Source organism: Roseibium aggregatum, from assembly GCF_014692675.1.
Classification (GTDB): domain Bacteria; phylum Pseudomonadota; class Alphaproteobacteria; order Rhizobiales; family Stappiaceae; genus Roseibium; species Roseibium aggregatum_C.
Genome location: NZ_JABFCZ010000026.1, coordinates 64,665 through 81,401 on the forward strand (window position 1 = coordinate 64,665; position 16,737 = coordinate 81,401).

The 16,737-nt window shown below is 59.4% G+C and carries 16 protein-coding genes; 7 read left to right on the forward strand and 9 right to left on the reverse strand.

All coding sequences use genetic code 11. The features are described 5' to 3' along the window. Positions 1 to 39 precede the first annotated feature (39 nt). The 3 genes from HK439_RS21390 to HK439_RS21400 form a co-directional block, all read right to left on the reverse strand. Positions 40 to 1,194 carry an amino acid ABC transporter permease gene (locus tag HK439_RS21390; protein ID WP_190293513.1) on the reverse strand — a complete coding sequence of 385 codons (1,155 nt, stop codon included), beginning with the start codon at positions 1,192 to 1,194 and terminating at the stop codon, positions 40 to 42. Between the two features lie 9 nt (positions 1,195 to 1,203). After that, positions 1,204 to 2,421, reverse strand: coding sequence for an amino acid ABC transporter permease (locus HK439_RS21395; protein ID WP_190293514.1), 1,218 nt, complete (start codon positions 2,419 to 2,421; stop codon positions 1,204 to 1,206). 230 nt (positions 2,422 to 2,651) lie between these two features. Then, entirely contained in the window at positions 2,652 to 3,668 is a 1,017-nt protein-coding gene (locus HK439_RS21400) for an amino acid ABC transporter substrate-binding protein (RefSeq protein WP_190293515.1), read from the reverse strand. Positions 3,669 to 3,921: 253 nt separating this feature from the next. Between HK439_RS21400 and metC the strand changes: the two genes are divergently transcribed. Beyond that, positions 3,922 to 5,100, forward strand: coding sequence for a cystathionine beta-lyase (gene metC / locus HK439_RS21405; RefSeq protein WP_190293516.1), 1,179 nt, complete (start codon positions 3,922 to 3,924; stop codon positions 5,098 to 5,100). Positions 5,101 to 5,119: 19 nt separating this feature from the next. Here metC and HK439_RS21410 read toward each other — a convergent pair whose 3' ends face one another. Genes HK439_RS21410 through HK439_RS21425 form a run of 4 tightly spaced genes read right to left on the reverse strand, consistent with a single transcriptional unit; the run spans position 5,120 to position 8,895 of the window. Next, the gene (locus HK439_RS21410) at positions 5,120 to 5,434 is read right to left on the reverse strand and encodes a lipid-A-disaccharide synthase N-terminal domain-containing protein (protein WP_190293517.1); all 315 of its coding nucleotides are present in this window, start codon (positions 5,432 to 5,434) and stop codon (positions 5,120 to 5,122) included. An 18-nt stretch (positions 5,435 to 5,452) separates the two neighbouring features. Continuing rightward, on the reverse strand, positions 5,453 to 6,229 hold the full coding sequence (locus HK439_RS21415) for a glycosyltransferase family 2 protein (RefSeq protein WP_190293518.1): 777 nt from the start codon (positions 6,227 to 6,229) through the stop codon (positions 5,453 to 5,455). Next, entirely contained in the window at positions 6,226 to 7,149 is a 924-nt protein-coding gene (locus HK439_RS21420; protein WP_190293519.1) for a phosphatase PAP2 family protein, read from the reverse strand. Before HK439_RS21420 ends, HK439_RS21415 begins: the two co-directional genes overlap by 4 nt. Positions 7,150 to 7,152: 3 nt before the next feature. Further along, positions 7,153 to 8,895 carry an ArnT family glycosyltransferase gene (locus tag HK439_RS21425; RefSeq protein ID WP_190293520.1) on the reverse strand — a complete coding sequence of 581 codons (1,743 nt, stop codon included), beginning with the start codon at positions 8,893 to 8,895 and terminating at the stop codon, positions 7,153 to 7,155. Between the two features lie 210 nt (positions 8,896 to 9,105). Here HK439_RS21425 and HK439_RS21430 point away from each other — a divergent pair, with 210 nt between their 5' ends. Both HK439_RS21430 and HK439_RS21435 read left to right on the forward strand, forming a co-directional pair. After that, on the forward strand, positions 9,106 to 9,945 hold the full coding sequence (locus HK439_RS21430; protein WP_190293521.1) for a phosphodiesterase: 840 nt from the start codon (positions 9,106 to 9,108) through the stop codon (positions 9,943 to 9,945). After that, the gene (locus HK439_RS21435; protein WP_209011977.1) at positions 9,942 to 10,493 is read left to right on the forward strand and encodes a CAP domain-containing protein; all 552 of its coding nucleotides are present in this window, start codon (positions 9,942 to 9,944) and stop codon (positions 10,491 to 10,493) included. The genes HK439_RS21430 and HK439_RS21435 overlap by 4 nt, the downstream gene beginning before the upstream one ends. Before the next feature lie 187 nt (positions 10,494 to 10,680). Here the strand turns inward: HK439_RS21435 and HK439_RS21440 are convergent, their stop codons facing one another. Next, a complete protein-coding gene (locus HK439_RS21440) occupies positions 10,681 to 12,120 on the reverse strand; it encodes a YcaO-like family protein (RefSeq protein ID WP_190293522.1) in 1,440 nt (479 codons plus the stop codon). Between the two features lie 245 nt (positions 12,121 to 12,365). Between HK439_RS21440 and HK439_RS21445 the strand changes: the two genes are divergently transcribed. Both HK439_RS21445 and HK439_RS21450 read left to right on the forward strand, forming a co-directional pair. Continuing rightward, complete coding sequence (locus HK439_RS21445; RefSeq protein ID WP_190293523.1) at positions 12,366 to 12,656, forward strand: hypothetical protein; 291 nt, start codon at positions 12,366 to 12,368, stop codon at positions 12,654 to 12,656. 75 nt (positions 12,657 to 12,731) lie between these two features. Then, complete coding sequence (locus HK439_RS21450; RefSeq protein ID WP_190293524.1) at positions 12,732 to 13,028, forward strand: hypothetical protein; 297 nt, start codon at positions 12,732 to 12,734, stop codon at positions 13,026 to 13,028. Between the two features lie 18 nt (positions 13,029 to 13,046). Here HK439_RS21450 and HK439_RS21455 read toward each other — a convergent pair whose 3' ends face one another. After that, a complete protein-coding gene (locus HK439_RS21455) occupies positions 13,047 to 14,828 on the reverse strand; it encodes a bacterial transcriptional activator domain-containing protein (protein ID WP_190293525.1) in 1,782 nt (593 codons plus the stop codon). Between the two features lie 411 nt (positions 14,829 to 15,239). Here HK439_RS21455 and HK439_RS21460 point away from each other — a divergent pair, with 411 nt between their 5' ends. Further along, a complete protein-coding gene (locus tag HK439_RS21460; protein WP_190293526.1) occupies positions 15,240 to 15,488 on the forward strand; it encodes a hypothetical protein in 249 nt (82 codons plus the stop codon). Between the two features lie 533 nt (positions 15,489 to 16,021). Further along, positions 16,022 to 16,513: a hypothetical protein gene (locus tag HK439_RS21465; RefSeq protein ID WP_190293527.1), complete on the forward strand. Its 492-nt coding sequence runs from the start codon at positions 16,022 to 16,024 to the stop codon at positions 16,511 to 16,513. Positions 16,514 to 16,737 lie beyond the last annotated feature (224 nt).

The window sequence follows — 16,737 nt, forward strand, 5'->3', positions numbered from 1 at the left end:
GGAACGCGGCAACCGCGTCCCGTGAGCTGCCGGTCGCAGCTAGCGTTTGTGTCCGGTGTGCAGCTTCTTCTCCATGAAGATGGAGTAGCGCGACATGCCGAAACAGAAGCACCAGAACACCATGGCCGCGAACAGGTAGCCGGAATGGCTCTGTGTCGGCGTCGACCAGGTCGGGTCCGAGAAGGACGACTGGATCTGGCCGAGCAGGTCGTACATGCCGACGATCAGAACCAGTGTGGTGTCCTTGAACAGACCGATGAAAGTGTTGACGATGCCGGGAATGACGAGCTTCAGCGCCTGCGGCAGAATGATGAGACCCATCATCTGCCAGAACCTGAGGCCAAGCGCCATCGCCCCCTCGTACTGTCCCTTCGGGATTGCCTGCAGACCGCCACGCACCACTTCCGCCATATAGGCGGCGGAGAACAGCGTCACCCCGATCAGGACGCGCAGCAGCTTGTCGAAAACCACCCCTTCCGGCAGGAACAGCGGCAGCATCACCGACGACATGAACAGCACCGTGATCAGCGGCACGCCCCGCCAGAACTCGATGAAGATCACCGAAACCAGCTTGACGATCGGCATCTTCGACCGCCGCCCGAGGGCCAGCAGAATGCCGAGCGGCAACGAGGCCACGATCCCGGTCACCGCGATGACGAGTGTGACCAGCAGACCGCCCCACACGGGCGTTTCCACGATCGGCAGGATCACCGTGTCCCCGAACACCAGACCCGTCAGCAGGAAATAGGCCACGATCGGAAACACGAAGAGGAACAGCACCGCGTTGATCGCCTTGAACGGCGCACTCGGCATGGCCAGCGGTACCAGCAGGACCACGAACATCGCATAGACGATATTGACCCGGTAGATTTCCTCCACCGGATACCGGCCATAGATGAACTGCGGGAAATACGCCTCGACGTAAGCCCAACAGGCTCCGACGTATCCGCCGGCCTCCGCCGGAAGGCAGGCCTTCCGGTCCGTGCCCGTCCAGATCGCATCGACAAATGCGAACTTGATGAAAGGCTCGATGATCGAATAGGCGATCAGAATGCCGATAATGGTCAGGATGGTGTTGGGAATGGACGAGAACAGGTTCTGCCGCATCCAGCCGATGACACCGGTGGTCGAGACCGGCGCCGGCATGACCGGCGCCTCCTCGGTGCGAATGTGAAACATATCAGCGTTAGCCATGGGTCGCTCCTATCGTTCCACAAGCGCCATGCGCTGGTTGTACCAGTTCATGAAGGCGGAGGTGATCAGGCTGAGCGACAGATAGACGACCATCCAGATCGCGATGATCTCGATCGCCTGGCCCGTCTGATTGAGCACCGTACCGCCGACGGACACCAGGTCCGGAAAGGCGATCGCCACAGCCAGAGACGAGTTTTTCGTCAGGTTCAGATACTGACTGGTGAGCGGCGGAATGATCACCCGCATGGCCTGCGGAATGACCACGAGCCTCAAGGTCGGACCGGGACGGATGCCGAGCGCGTGCGCCGCTTCCGTCTGCCCATGGCTGACGGCCTGGATCCCCGCCCGGACGATTTCCGCGATAAAGGTCGCCGTATAAAGCGACAATGCAGCCGTCAGTGCCAGGAATTCGGGAATCACATTGAAACCGGTTCCGAGCTGGAAACCGCGCCGCAGGATCGGTCCCGTTTCGACGAACACCGGGAAGTCGAGCGAAATCGGCATACCGACAACGAAATAGGTCAGTATCGGCAAGCCGAGAATGAGCCCGACGCCGGTCCGGAACATCGGAAACTGTTGGCCGGTGGCTTCCTGGCGTTTACGCGCCCAGCGCGCCACGATGACGGTGAGGACGATCCCGAGGATCAGTGCAAAGCCGACGAATTCCGCGCTCGGCGCGAAAACCGGTTTGGGACCGCGAAGGCCGGTAATGTTCAAATGGAACGAATTGAAGAAAAACGACCATTTATCCCGTTTGCCCGGCACGGCTCTCAAGACCGCGAAATACCAGAAGAAGATCTGCAGCAGCAGCGGAATGTTACGCAGGAGTTCGATGTAACAATACGCCAGCCGGGAAATCACCCAGTTGTTCGACAACCGCGCCACGCCGACGATGAAGCCGATAATGGTCGCGAATATGATGCCGATCACGGCAACCAGAACCGTATTGAGAAAACCGATAAAAAGCGCCTGGCCGTAGCTCGACGTCTCCGAATAGGGAGCGAGAGCCTGAATAATGCCGAAGCCTGCCGTGGTACTCAGAAAATCCCAACCGGACGCAATATTCTGACGCTCCAGGTTGGCGAGCGTGTTCGTGACAATGAAATAACCGAGTGCGACGAGAGCCGAAACCAGAAGGATCTGGTAAAACAGGCCGCGTACTTTCGGATCATTGATCAACGAAGCACGCGCCGGCGGTCCCGCCGTATGCTGCTCCTGAACTGACATAAAACCTCACCGAGTCAGCTGCGACGGCCCCTTTGTTCTTTCAGGTCGCCGCCCGCATTTGCCTGTTCCGAAGTCCAACCCCGATGACGTTGCATCAGGTCCCCGTCGACCGGAACGGGCACACCCTCTGAAAAAGCCAAACGCATTGATTGCGCATTATCATGGCTGGTTATGGGAGGCCCGGCGGCGAATGACGCCGGGCCTCGGAGGCTTGAAAACGCAACCGGGCCTTAGCGGACCGGCGGAGCGTAGAGAATGCCGCCCTTCGACCACAGGGCGTTGATGCCGCGGGCGATGCCGAGCGGCGTATCCGGGCCGACGTTGGCATTGAAGGATTCGCCGTAGTTGCCGACGTTCTTGATGATGTTGTAGGCCCAGTCGTTGGACAGGCCGATCGCTTCACCGAAAGCACCTTCAGTACCCAGAAGACGCTTGACGGACGGGTTGTCGGAACCCTTCATTTCGTCAACGTTTTCAGAGGTCACGCCGAGTTCCTCAGCGTTGATCATGGCATTCAGGGTCCACTTGGCGATGTTGAACCACTGGTCGTCACCCTGACGAACCACCGGACCGAGCGGCTCCTTGGAAATGATTTCCGGCAGAACCATGTGGTCGCCCGGGTTGGACAGCTTCAGGCGCTGTGCATAGAGACCGGAAGCGTCCGTGGTGTAGACGTCGCAACGGCCGGCATCATAAGCGGCAACAACTTCGTCGGCCTTTTCGAAGGCGACGATTTCATACGGCATGTTGTTGGCGCGGAAGTAGTCGGCAACGTTCAGCTCGGTGGTGGTGCCGGTGTTGGTGCAAACGGATGCGCCGGACAGTTCAAGAGCAGAGGTCACGCCCAGGTCCTTGCGGACCATGAAGCCCTGACCGTCATAGTAGTTCACACCTGCGAAGTTCAGGCCCAGAGCCGTGTCGCGGGACATGGTCCAGGTGGTGTTGCGCGACAGGATGTCGACTTCGCCGGACTGAAGCGCGGTGAAACGCTCCTTGGCGGACAGCGGGGTGAACTTGACGGCGGAAGCGTCACCGAAGACGGCGGCAGCTACGGCGCGGCAAAGGTCGACGTCCAGACCGGTCCAGTTGCCCTGGGAGTCCGGGTTGGAGAAGCCGGGCAGGCCCTGGCTAACGCCACACTGAACAAAGCCCTTGGCCTTGACGTCTTCGAGCGTACCGGCATGTGCGGCCGACGCCGCAACGCCCATAGCAGCGCCCAGCACCAACGGAAGGATTTTTTTTGACATGGAAATGCAGCCTTTGTTTTTTACCCATACTTTAAGTTGCCGGCCCCTGCGGCAGTTGCCCTCGACGCCCGCTGAGCGGTATTGCGTCAAACCGGATTTCCCGGTTCTTTCCTCCAGGCGGACTGCCGTGGTTCCGACAGGCCCATTCGATGGCATTTGACGGGGCCGGTCAAGGGGTTACAGTCCGCTGAATCTGACATTTCCGGTTTCGGACCGCAGAAATGATTACCCGTACAATGCACAGAAGGTGAACATGACCAAAAAGACGTCGTCTGCTGCCCATAACATTGACACCGTTGTGGCACATGCCGGACGTTCCCCCAGGGAATTCCATGGCTTTGTGAATCCCCCTGTGGTCCACGCGTCCACCGTTTTGTTTCCCGATGTGGAAACGATGGCATCGGGTGGACAGAAATACGTCTACGGACGCCGGGGCAATCCGACCACAGAGGCCCTTGAAGACGCGATCACCCAGATGGAAGGCGCCGCCGGCACGAAACTCGCCAATTCCGGATTGAATGCGATTTCCCTGGCCTGCCTCTCCTGTCTGAACGCCGGCGACCACATGCTCGTCCCCGATACGGCCTATGCGCCGACCCGGAAGTTCTCGGACAATGTGCTGCCGAAATTCAATATCGAGGTCAGCTACTACGACCCGGGGCTGGGCAAAGAGATTCGCAGCCTGTTCAAGGACAACACCAGGGCCGTCTTCACCGAGGCGCCGGGTTCGCTGACATTCGAAATGCAGGATGTTCCAGCCATCGCCGAAGCCGCCCATGACATCGGCGCAACCGTCCTCATGGACAATACCTGGGCAAGCCCGCTCTACTGCCAGCCGATTTCCCTCGGCGTGGACCTGTCGATCCAGGCCGGCACGAAATATATCGTCGGACATTCGGACGTGATGCTCGGCACGATCGCCGCAAGTGAAAAGGCATGGCCGGCCCTGAACGATTTTCACGGATTCATGGGCGTTCACGTCGCGCCCGATGATGTCTATCTGGGCCTTCGCGGATTGCGGACGCTGTCTGTCCGCCTCGAACGGCACATGAAGAACACGCTGGAGGTCATTTCCTGGCTGCAGACCCGGCCCGAGGTCGGCGCAATCCACTATCCCGCGCTTGAAAGCGATCCGGGCCACGCCATCTGGAAGCGGGATTTCTCCGGCGCCAGCGGCCTGTTTGCCTTCGATTTCAAAGCCGGTACGACGGACGCCCAGCGCGCCGTGTTTCTTGATGCCCTGAGCCTGTTCGGCCTCGGCTTTTCCTGGGGCGGGTTCGAGAGCCTGGCCATTCCGGTGAAGCTGGCAGGCATCCGCACGGCAACCAAACCCGATCCGGAAAACTGCTCCATTCGCATGCATATCGGCCTGGAGGACCCGGAAGACCTGATCAAGGATCTCTCGCAGGCCTTCGACAGGGCGTTCGGCTGAAACTGAAAAGGCGGCGCGGTCAGATCGTCGGATCGCGCCGCTTTTCCTTGAAGATGAGCCACAGGTTCCGGAAATAGATGATCAGGCCGAGCCCCTGGCCCGCGATGAACACCGGGTCCTGGCGCTGGACCGCATAGACCAGAAGCAGCGATCCGCCGGCGATCGAAAAGAACCAGAAGGCGACAGGAACGATCGAACGCCCGACCCGTTCCGATGCGATCCACTGAATCACGAAACGCATCATAAACATCGCCTGGGCGACGAAACCCAACACGATCCAGAAATTGAACTGTTCGATGAAGACGGTGTTGAGCCAGTCGAAGAGCGCGGTCATGGGTACGTCCGTATCAGATCAGGCGTCAGGCGCGCCGGTAAGGGCGCGTGCGCTTGGTATGGTCTTGCGCCGGCGGCGCAGCCACCAGACGCCGAAAAGGTCGAGAATCCCGATCAGGGCCCGGTCGAAAATTCCGTATTTCGATGTGCCGTGCCGGCGCTGCCGGTCCTGCACGTCGATATGCACAACCCCGTAGCCTTCCCGGATGACGAGAGCAGGCAAAAAGCGGTGCCAGCTGTCGAAATAGGGCAATTGCAGGAAAACCTCGCGTTTGAGCGCCTTCAGGCCGCAACCGCTGTCGCGGGTGTCATCCTTCAGGATTGCGCCACGGAGCCTGTTGGCGAATTTCGAAGCGAGGCGCTTTGCGAGGCTGGCCTTTCGGCCGAGCCGCTGACCTGCGGCAAGGGCCACGGCCGGACCTCCTGCCTTCAGCGCGTCCAGGAGCTTCGGAATGTAGTCGGGATTGTTTTCCCCGTCGCCATCGATGGTGGCCACCACATCGCCGCGGGCATTGAGCACGCCGGTCCGCACCGCGCAGCTCTGGCCGCAGGACGTCTCATGCCGGAACGGCCGCAGCCAGGGGTTTTCCGCAGCATAAGCCTGCAGAACCTTGTCGGTGCCATCGGAGGAGCCGTCGTCCACGACGATGACCTCGAACCTGCGCCCGGCCAGCGCCGCACCGATTTCGTCAAGGAGAATGGGCAGGTTTTCCGCCTCGTCCTTGGCCGGGACAACCACGGTCACCTCTAGATCGCCGGTCGCTCCGGCGACCGTTTCCCGAAAACTCAGGGTCATTGCACCGTTCCGTCCGCTTCGCCTGCCGCCGCTGCCGGGCGCTCGTCGGCCTTCCATGGACTGCGACGTCCGCGCAAGACTTGCCGGAAAGCGCGCAGGCAACTGGCTGCCGATCGCCGGCTCATGATGGGTTCGATCCGCCCCGCCTTCGAAAGGTGGAAGCCGATGCGGCGGCGCGCCAGCGCGCGGGCGGTGAAGAATGTGAATGTCATGCCAAGCAGGGTACCGGCGATGACGTCGCTCGGATAATGGGCCCCGACCATGATCCGGCTGAAGGCAACCCAGAAGGCTACAACCACGATCAACCAGCGCCAGGTCGGAATGATGAGCGCCAATGCAGTGGCGAGTGCGGCCACCGTCGTGGAATGGCCGGACGGAAAGCTGGTGTAACCGTGCCCGTGAAACGACAGGATATCGAAGGCGACGGGCCCGGCGTCCTCATAGAGTTTCGGGCGGGCGCGCCCCAGGGCCCATTTGAGCACCAGAGCCAGGATCCCCGTGACCGCGACCGTATAGAAGGTGAAGGCCGCATAGGTGAAGACCGCTCCCACGCCCATGCGGAGCCGGAACGTCAGCTTCGATGCGTCCAGCGCCAGCAGGGCGATACAGACGAGCCCGGTCGACCACAGGATCCAGTGCGCCTTGCCGAAATCGGTGAAAGCGGAAAAGGCGCGCCGGTATTCGTCCGGCAGGGATCTGATCCAGGGATAGGTCGGCACGTCGAAGGCCACCACCGCGATGCCGACGGTGAGCATCAGGACCGCCAGTATGTCTTGCGGCCTCTGTCCGGGACGCAGGGGATCGTGAAACCGGGCGGCGCGCATCTTGCGCCGGGCCAGAATCTGACGCATGGCCCGGTAATTGCGCCGCACGCGCGAGGCAACCGGTCTCAAGCCATCGATCAAACTGGTCCGCGTCATGCTTTACTTGCGCTCGTTGTCGCCCTGGGCCGGCAGGTAGAGACCGATATCGAGCCTCTTGCCACCATTGATATTCAGGCCGTCTACCCTGCTTACCATTTGCGGCACAAGCCCGTTTGCCGCGGAAGCTTTCATAAATGCGTCCTTCTGACGGCTTTCGACAACCGCGATCCGGCAGCCGGAACCTGTGCTTTCGTCCTTGCCGGCCAGGAAATCCGCGGCCTGCTCCGCCGAGACAATCCGTGTAGCGGTTCCCTCCAGGAAAATGAAGCTCGGCTCGTTAAAACCGCTGGTCACGACTTGGGCCGGCTTGCATCCGGGCACGTCGGAGATCGCCTGCACGAGACGCGGGCTGACCCAGATCGCCGTCAGGCCGGGCCCGACAAAGCCCCAGACGCCGACGGCGATGCACAGCGCAGCGCCCAGCGCCGGAGGAACAGCCTTTATCGGCAGGTCGGCAACAAGCCACCGGGCCGCCATGACGGCCAGGACCGCGCCGAACACGCAAATGACCGCACCCGGCGGCGACGGCCAGTCGCCAAGAAACGCTGGACCGGCAAAGGATCCGACGGCGATCCCGACAGCAGGCAGAGCCAGAAGAACGGCACCGATCCACCCGAGCGCCTTGCCGGCCGGGATCCGTTGCGGATCCACCAGGGCGGCTGCGACCGGCAGAGCGAGCGCGGGCAGCAGCGGCATGGTGTAATGGGGAAGCTTGGTGGCCACGAGTTCGAAAACCACCCAGGACGGCACGAACCACGACACACAGAAAATGACGAGCCGGCTAGCCCGTTCCCGCCAGATCGTGGCCAGGGACAGGAAGAGGAACCCCGGCAGCGGCCAGAAAACCCCGAGCATGGTGGCCAGGTGGGTCAAAGGAGGCGCTCCGTGGCCTTCCTGCCCCTGCCCCACCTTGCCGAGAAGGTCCTTGCCGATCGCTTCCTGAAAAAAGGCCCCGTCGGTCGCCAGCCAGATGGCGATGAACCAGGGCGAGACGAGCAGGATGAACCACAGGATGCCGAACAAGGGAACCGCGCCCTTGAACCAGGCGACCTGCCGCTTCAGCGCCATCAGGCCGATCACGGTCAGACCGACCACCATCGGCGCCACCGGTCCCTTGACCAGAACGCCCGCCGCCAGGGCCGTCCAGAAAACAAAGCCGAGCCCCCACCGGCGCTTGACCGTCTCCTTTAGCCAAATGCGCGCAAGCGCGCCCTGCGCCAGGAGGATCGTGGCAAACAGTACCGCGTCCGTCTTGGCCAGCCGCGCCTCGACACCGAGGATGATCGCCATGGCAACGAACAGCCCCGCGACCAGTGCGCCTGCCGGTCCCATGAAGGCCCGGGCAACCCAGAACGTCAGGAGGACGCACAGTGTCGCGCCGATCGCCGAAGGCAGCCTGTAGACCCAAAGCGGCGCCTCCGGTCCCAGTCCGGAGGCATTCACCGCCGCCGCCTGCAGCCAGTAGATCCCGACAGGCTTCTTGTAGCGGGCCTGATCCTGGAACCGGATATCGACATAGTTCCCCGTCTCCAGCATCTGCTTGGTCGCCTGCGTGAAACGCGGTTCGTCCCGGTCGAGAGGCGGAACGGTCCATTGGCCGGGAACGAACAGGAACAGCGAGACCAGCAGCAGAAAAAGGGGAGCGGACACATCGTGTCCGAACAGCCGGACCCAGAGCGGGCGCGCCGGCGCCTTTGGCGCAGCCCCTGGATTTTCTTCCGGATTATCCGCTGTCTCTGTCATTCTTCCTCAGATCCGCTTGCTCCGGCCCGGACAGGCAAGCACCGACGGCATCTCGGAGCGGTCATCTTTAGCTGCCTCCTCCTACATGAGGTTTCAAGGCCTGTCATCAGTTACGGACACACTCTAAAAAGGCAAACAGGTCCTTGCTTGCCCCTCAGGTTTGACTATCGTCGACCCCGCTTTGCGGCTCTATCGATTCCGGAATCACCCATGACACTGATTGCCCATATCACCGATTTGCACCTGCGCCCGCGCGGCCTGACCTGCTACCGGGTCAGCGACACCAATATGCTGGCCGAACGGGCGATCAAGGCGCTTTTGTCCCTTGAAAGCCGACCGGATGCGGTCGTGCTGACCGGCGATCTCACAGACAAGGACGATCCGCGCGAATACGCGCTTGCCCGGCATTTGCTCGGCAAGCTGCCGATGCCCGTATACCTGATCCCCGGAAATCACGACACGGCTGCCGGCATGCGCGCCGCCATGTCCGACTTTCCGGGCATCAAGGAAAGCGAAGGTCCGGACCTGTGCTATGCCGTGGAAATCGGCAGCCTGCGTCTTGTGGCGCTCGATTCCAGCGTTCCGGGCAAACCGCACGGGCATCTGGGCGAGGCGCAACTTTCCTGGCTGGACAAGACCCTGTCGGAAGACGACCGGCCGACGCTTGTTGCAGTCCATCACCCGCCGGCGCAGACCGGCATCGTTCACATGGATCGCATCGGCCTCGCCGACACACAGGCGCTGGGGGAGGTGATCGGCGCTCACAACCATGTCGAAAGGCTTTTATGCGGCCACGTGCACCGGCCGATCATCGCCGGCTTCGCCGGAACGGTCATGACCCTTGCGCCGAGTGTCGCCCATCAGGTCGTTCTCGACTTCGCCGACGAAGCGCCGTCCATGTTCAATTTCGAACCACCGGCCTTCTTCCTGCACCGTTACACGCCAACCGCGGGTCTCGTGACACATATGGCCTATGTCGAAAGCCATCCGGGGCCCTTCCCCTTCTGGTCGGACGAGGGCGTAAACTGGCCCGGGGATGAACCGGAATGAGCCTTGTGAAAACCATCGCCAGAATAATGATTGCCGGGGGTCTTCTGGCCGCACTCCTTGTTCCGCTTGCCGGGTGCGGCTCGTTTCAGAACAACAAGGAACTGGAGGACCAGCCGGTCTTTACCCGGGTTCCTGTCGACGGTCAGGCGATGCTGGACATGCTGAACGCCTACCGCGCCCAAAACGGCCGCCCCCCCCTGCGCCACGACGAGCGCCTGGATGCCGTATCGGCGGACATGGCCCGCCATATTGCCGGACGCGACAGCATGGACACCTGGGCGCACAGTGCCTTCGGACTGTCACAGAGACTGGAGAAGGCAAACTATCCGAATTATGCCGGCGCGGAGAACCTCGGGGCCGGCTATGCCTCGCTTCAGGCCGCCTTCGCCGGATGGCAGGGACCCAAGGACCACAACAAGAACCTGCTCAATCCCTATGTGACACGTGTCGGCATAGCCAGCGTGGACCGCTCCAACGGCAAGTGGCGCCATTTCTGGGTCATGACGCTGTCGCGGCCGACCGAGGATGGCCGCCCGAACCTTCAATAGCGTCTGACGGCCCGGTCCGTCGCGCAAAAAGAAAGGCGGGCCACTGCCCGCCTGAGTTTCCAGAGAGCCCTGAGAAGGCATCCGGCAATCGCCGGAGAGTGCCCAACATAAAAGCTGAATATTGAACTCATATTTTTAATATCGTCGCGCGGCCTGGCTGTCAACGCCATCGCCCTGAGCCAGCCTTTCAAAATGGAAACGGTCGTTTTTCGAATTCCAGTTCGAGAACGTCCCTTTCGGCCTTGCTGATCGCTCCCTTGGCGATGAAGAGCCGCTCCTTTCCGAACCTCGGCTGCCACGAACACAGCTGCGGCGACAGGATCTTCACGCAAGGGATGCCAAGGTCCGCCCTGGTCGCGTCAAACTGCCAGAGATCAATGTTGCGCGCATGGCAACTGCGCTCCAGATCTCCCTCATCATACACCTGCGCCAGAGCCTTCGGATCTGTCCGCGGCAGGTCTTCCAACCCCAGTTCATCGGATAATCGGAGCGTTCCGGCCGCAGCGAGGCCCGGTGGCATTTGCACATCGCCGCGCCTGCGGTCCGCTTCATAAGCGCGGGCGGAAAGTTCCAGCGAAATTTCCGCCTGCAGCATTTCCGCAACCGCGGAAAAGGCAGCCCCCGCAGCTGTGGGTGCCGCTGCAACTCCCAGGCATCCCCCCAAACCGTTTTCCCGATACGACGCAGCCGCCAGAACATGCACGTCCAGATCACTGACGACGCGCATGACACACGTGCTGCGCGCACGACCGATCAGATACTGTGCTAAATTTTCAGGCAGAATCCGGTCCCAATCATCCCGATACACCCGAGTTATCCCCAAGCGGTTGTACCAGGCGCGCCCGAAAGCGTCCCTTTCGACAAGCTCATGAAGGGCCCGCCGTGCAGCGTCTTCCCGGTTCGACCAGACCGCTGCGCCCGAGCTGGAGGCGACGCGTGGAACGGATCCAGCCGCCCCCTCCCGCTCGCCCAAAAGAACACCGAATGCCGGAATTTGTCCGCGGCGGCCATCGCGCAAATTGGTGACCCAGACCCGCCTGCCCGATAACCCATTCCAGTCAATCCGGTCGTTCCTCAAGACCGCCTGCACCGCGGGATAGAGTTCGGCAAACTTCTTTTCCTGACGCGCGCTGAAACCCAGAACCGGTCCGAGCGGAAGATCCTCGAACGCATTCTTTTTATCGAAAGTTCGCTGGTCCCCGGGACCCTTGGAAAAAAGACTTATGCGTTCAGCCATTTCCCCCAGGCAGGAAATGGCGGCCAATGCCGGATTTTCCCCCTGACCTCCTGCAGGAATGGTTAAGCGGGCTTCAGTTGGCGCCGGATTCCAGGGGGACGGCAACCGGACAAGTCCAGTGCAAAAATGCATCGGAGAATCCTTCAATGCGACCCGCTTCAGGATCGGATCAAACGTGTCGATCAGGCCTGCAAACAGGCTGACAGTTTCTGCGCTTACACCCGCCGGCAGGCAGATGTCCGCGCCAGCTTCCTCGGCAAGCCCCCATTCGAGAAGACGGGCCGCAGCCGCTCTATCGCCGGCCGGATCCGCTCCCCCGGCACGTTGGTTCACCCTCCCGTTCAGAAGCCGTTCCAGAAGCCGCACCATCATTCCCTCGTCAGCCGTCACGCCTTATCCACACGCCAAATCTACCTCAAATTGCACAGCCAAGTAATTTACATATTCCTATTGATCATTTCAACGCTTTCAAAAAGTATTTAACGGCCAATAGCAAGAGCTTATTGCGTAATCGTAATTTGCTCTGGCCTACTTTGGCCATTTTATCGAATTTTCACCTGATATTTCCCGAAGATTTTTCAGGTGAAATAAGAAACGTCAGCCTAATTTGGCAACAAGCGCAGGGTTTTTGGAAAATGACTCACGACATTCATAGCCGCGAAACGCTCGAAACAGGTCTCAAGCTCGGGCAAATTCTTTCCGACAGCTTGGCCCGCGAATCATTCGTTGCAGATCCGGCAGCTTCGCTCCCCGAAGCCGGTCTGTCCTCCGACATGACCGTCTATGCGGATACCGCAGATACGGTCCACCTCGTCGTGCCGGCCGGTATCGACGCGTCCCGGCTCGCCAAGGGCGATGATGCCTATCTGGAAGAACTCGGCCGCCAGGCTCTCGGCGCCTGTCTCTACGAAGACCTGCCGAAATAAGCCGCTTGATCCGGCACCTTTCCGGATGCGGGCGCTCCGGCCCGCATCCGCAACCCCAGATCGGAGGGTACGGGCATGGCCCGATTTCCATACTACAGGGAAAACATCCGCGAGCTTGGCCGCCTGTTGGCGGAAGCCTCCATCGACCCGGACTTGAGGAAACGCCTGGAAACCGATCCGAAGTCGGAACTGCGCCGTATCGGCCTGCCCGAGGAGACAACGGCGCTGTTCAATTTCAAGGTCGTGAGTGAACAGGCGGGCCACCCCTTCGCGGTCCTGCCTTTCCGTCTCAATCAGCAGCGGATGGATCAGCACGATCCCGATTATCTGGCGCGGGTCGCCGGAACCATCATCACACCCGCTTTGAACTAGGAGTTCCGGACGGAACCATCACAACCCGCCCTGGAAAAACCGCTGAACCAGATCGGCACCGCGACGATAATTCGCACGGGTATTCGGATCCTGGAAGAAATTGATCCTCTGGTGCCATGGGGACTGATCATGCGAACCCAGCAGATCGCGATCAACCCTTTCTCCAAAGCGGCTGCTGAACGTCTGCAGCACATTGACCGCGTCGCTTTCCCGGCCTGTGCAGACCAGGGCTGCAATGCGCGTGGTCAGGCCGAAGATGCTTCCCGCCGGGGCCCGTTCGATAAATTCGGTAGCCGACATGTAGTCTTCGGCCGCAAAATGAATATTCGCCAGATATTCGAAAAAGATCCGCGGCACCGCGGGAAACAGCCCGAACGCCCGTTCCGCGATCTTGCGCGCATTCTCAATATCTCCGACGAAAGCCAATCCCTCGGCAACCGACATCAGGTTGTTCGGATCCACGAGATTGAGCTGTTCGGCGTGCCTGAAAGCCCGCTTGGCATCTTCGGCAAGTCCTGACTGGACAAGCGCCCAACCGTACACACGCTGATTGATCGGCTGCCAGGGATCCAGCAGGACGCCCCGTTCCGCCAGGGACAGGATGTCCTCTATCTTCCGTTCGGAATCGGCCATTTCCTTCGGATAATAGAGCAGACGCTTCATATCGATCGATGCCTTGCCGGCGTAGGTCATCGAAAACGTGTTGTGCGACTTTTCTAGCTCGTTCAGGATCCGTAGCGCCTTTTCGTCAGATGTAGGAGAGAAATCCCACATCAGCGATTCTGCCTGACACCAGCGCGCAAACGGCGTCGACATGCCGGCCTTGCGCAAGCGGCCAACCACATAGGCATGAATGCGGCTTACCGTGTGAAAGGCGGCCACAAGGGCTGCATTCCGGTCGCTGAGAACGTCGAAATCGATGATCTCATTGAAAAGAATCCTGCCGGTATCGCGGCTCTCAAACTGGATATAGACGCGGTTTGCGGCTGGGTCATGCCGGAACCGCAGGAGATAGCTTCCCAGCTCGCCGCTCTCCACACGCGTGATACTGCCACCACCGTCCTCATCCTTGTATTCGGCCTGGACCAGCTCGAACGACCGGTAGGACGAGAGCCCGGCCACGATTTCATCCCGCAGCATCCTGGAATTCATCTGTCCGGTGCTGTCGAGCGACAGGGACAGGATGGAAATTTCCGGCAGGCGGATTTCCCCGCTGTCTGTGGGACCGAGCATGCCCGACAGATTGAACACACCGGGTTTTGCCCCCGTTCCCAACGGAGCCGGATCGGGTATCTCCTCAAAAAGCCGGTAGGTTGCAGCATCAGGTTTGGCGTCGAGGCTGATCGACAGCTCCCGTTCGCAAGCCTTGAGCTGCTGCCGGGCCCGCTCCTTTTGTCCCAATGCCAGGTAAAGCCGGATCAGGACCTGATGCGCATGCTCCAGGGCGCCGTCCATGTGGAGCAGGAATTTGGCAGCCGCCTCGATGGTTTCGCTGTCCTTTCCGGCGGACATTCCATCGATCTTCTTGAAACAATCGGCCAGAAGACCGGTCCGGATTCGTTCCCTTTCAATCAGCAGCCAGCTGTTGAACTCCGGATCGAGCGCTTCGTAGCCATAGAGGAATTCGCCTTTCCACAGGGATTCGGCCTGTTTGAAATCCGCGGCTTCCCCGCGTTCGATCAACGCTTCCAGCCGGACCAGGTCCCAATCGAGTTCGCCAAGGTCCAGCGAGACATGCATGTTTCCGGTCTGCAGGAAATCGATCCCCGTCATTTCCTCGATATTACGCAACTGCCGCAAGGCTTGACGCAGGGACTGGGTCGCCTTATCCCGCGATGTGTCGCTCCAGAAAAAATCTGCGAGCGCTTCTCGCGGAATTGTGTTCCCGGGCGTCCTCAGCAAAAAAATCAGGATGCCCAGGGCCTTGCGTGTCTTCACGGCAACTGGAACACCCGCGTCATCGGTAAGTGCAGGAACGCCAAGGCTTTGAATTTTCAAAACTCTTCCCATGTTCCAAGGATCAATCTTTAGAGTGCCACTGAATTGGATTATGCAGCAGTTACCAAGTTTTGCGAATACGCTGCAAAACTGTTTTCAGTTATGTAGGATATATCTATCACGGTAATTTCACGCGGCGAAACGATCCTCCTGCACTAAGAAGAATGCCAAGAGGCAGCACATCGAATTTCCAAATTATGGTGGGTATCAAAAATGTCCAAAGCGGTTGACATCGACCTGACCCAGGCCCCGGGCGACGAACTCGCCCAAGAAACCTTGAAGCGCATGATCTACTTCACCAAGCGTGAAGCGGAAAAAGACGGGCGAACCTTCTGCGCCTATTTCCTCGACATGGCGCTGAACGCGCTGGACGAGGATTCCGAAGAAATGAACATGCTCCTCAAGGCGAAGATCACGCCTTTGACGATTTCGGAAGGCAAAGGCGCAAAAGAAAACGCCTGACGGCCGGCGCATGCTTGAATTCAGGCAGGACACCGCATCTCATTTGGGGGTTCGGTGTCCGCCGAGATACCTTTGTAGGGACCCAGGCTAAACGAGTGCTTGCGGGTCCCGTGCTTTTTCGGAATGCTCCGGAGTTAATCAGCAACATTCTGGTTCTGGTTCGCTATAGCTCTACAGCCGCGCGATACGGCTTTCCGGCATCCCCGACACCACGATTTCTTGAAAATTGGCGACCCCGGCAGAAATGTAAGGGGAGTTGAGAAATCATGTCTTTTTCGGGTCGCGCCTAGGCCAAAGCAGCGTTCACGCCACTTTGAAATCATTCACGAAATTCGGCAGTCGGCCGCACCTACTTGCTGTTTCAGATGCCTATTCAGCCACGCGGCTTCGGATCTCTTCCGTGCCCGGGCAAAACCAATTTCACATATGCAAGTGAACATACAGCGCAACAAATCTCACTCTCGCGTGTTTCTTTTGACGTTAAAACTAATAGTTGGTTAACTTGGATTACTTACTAGCCAGGAGGCAAACCAATGATGCACTATGAAAGAAGTTATGCGACGGCTCGCGCTGCGTTTACAGTTCTTGAAACTGTCGGTATGTTGGTAGCCATCTCTGGCGCGGTCGCTGTTATAATCGGTTTGGGACAAGGATCATCAAAACATTGGTCGAACTTGCAAATAATACTCACAGTTGTGCCTGGAGTGGCAGCAGTATTATTTGGACTTATTTCCGTTGCTATCGTTCAAGCTAGTCGCGCGGCTGTCGATACCGCGGAAATGACACGAGAACTCTTACATATTGCCAGGAATGAAAAACCGACCATCGAAAGCCCTGTTCATCCACCAAGTCAAACCGTTGGCGACAGCTCCTACCCAGTAGAAAATGAGCCGACCAGAATCGGAAGTTGTGAATGCAGACAAAGACCGGACGGAATGTGGCTAATCATCAAAGGGCCGGGCACCGGGCAAGTTTTCGAAAGTTATGAAGAACTGAGGCAATTTGCCGTTCAGAATTCAAATTGAACCAAAAAACTATGCTGCGATGAGACATGCAGATTTGAACCTCTTCCAAACCTGTTCGGACCAAAAGTGTTCGCTATGTCTCCGGGTCGGACCCGGTTGCCCGACCTGAGAGATAGGTGACAAAACGTTCCGGACACATAGGTAACACTTTTCGTTTTTGCGGGAGGTGTCGATGCCGTGGAAAGAGGTGTCCGTTATGGAGGAACGTCTTCGCTTCGTCGCCC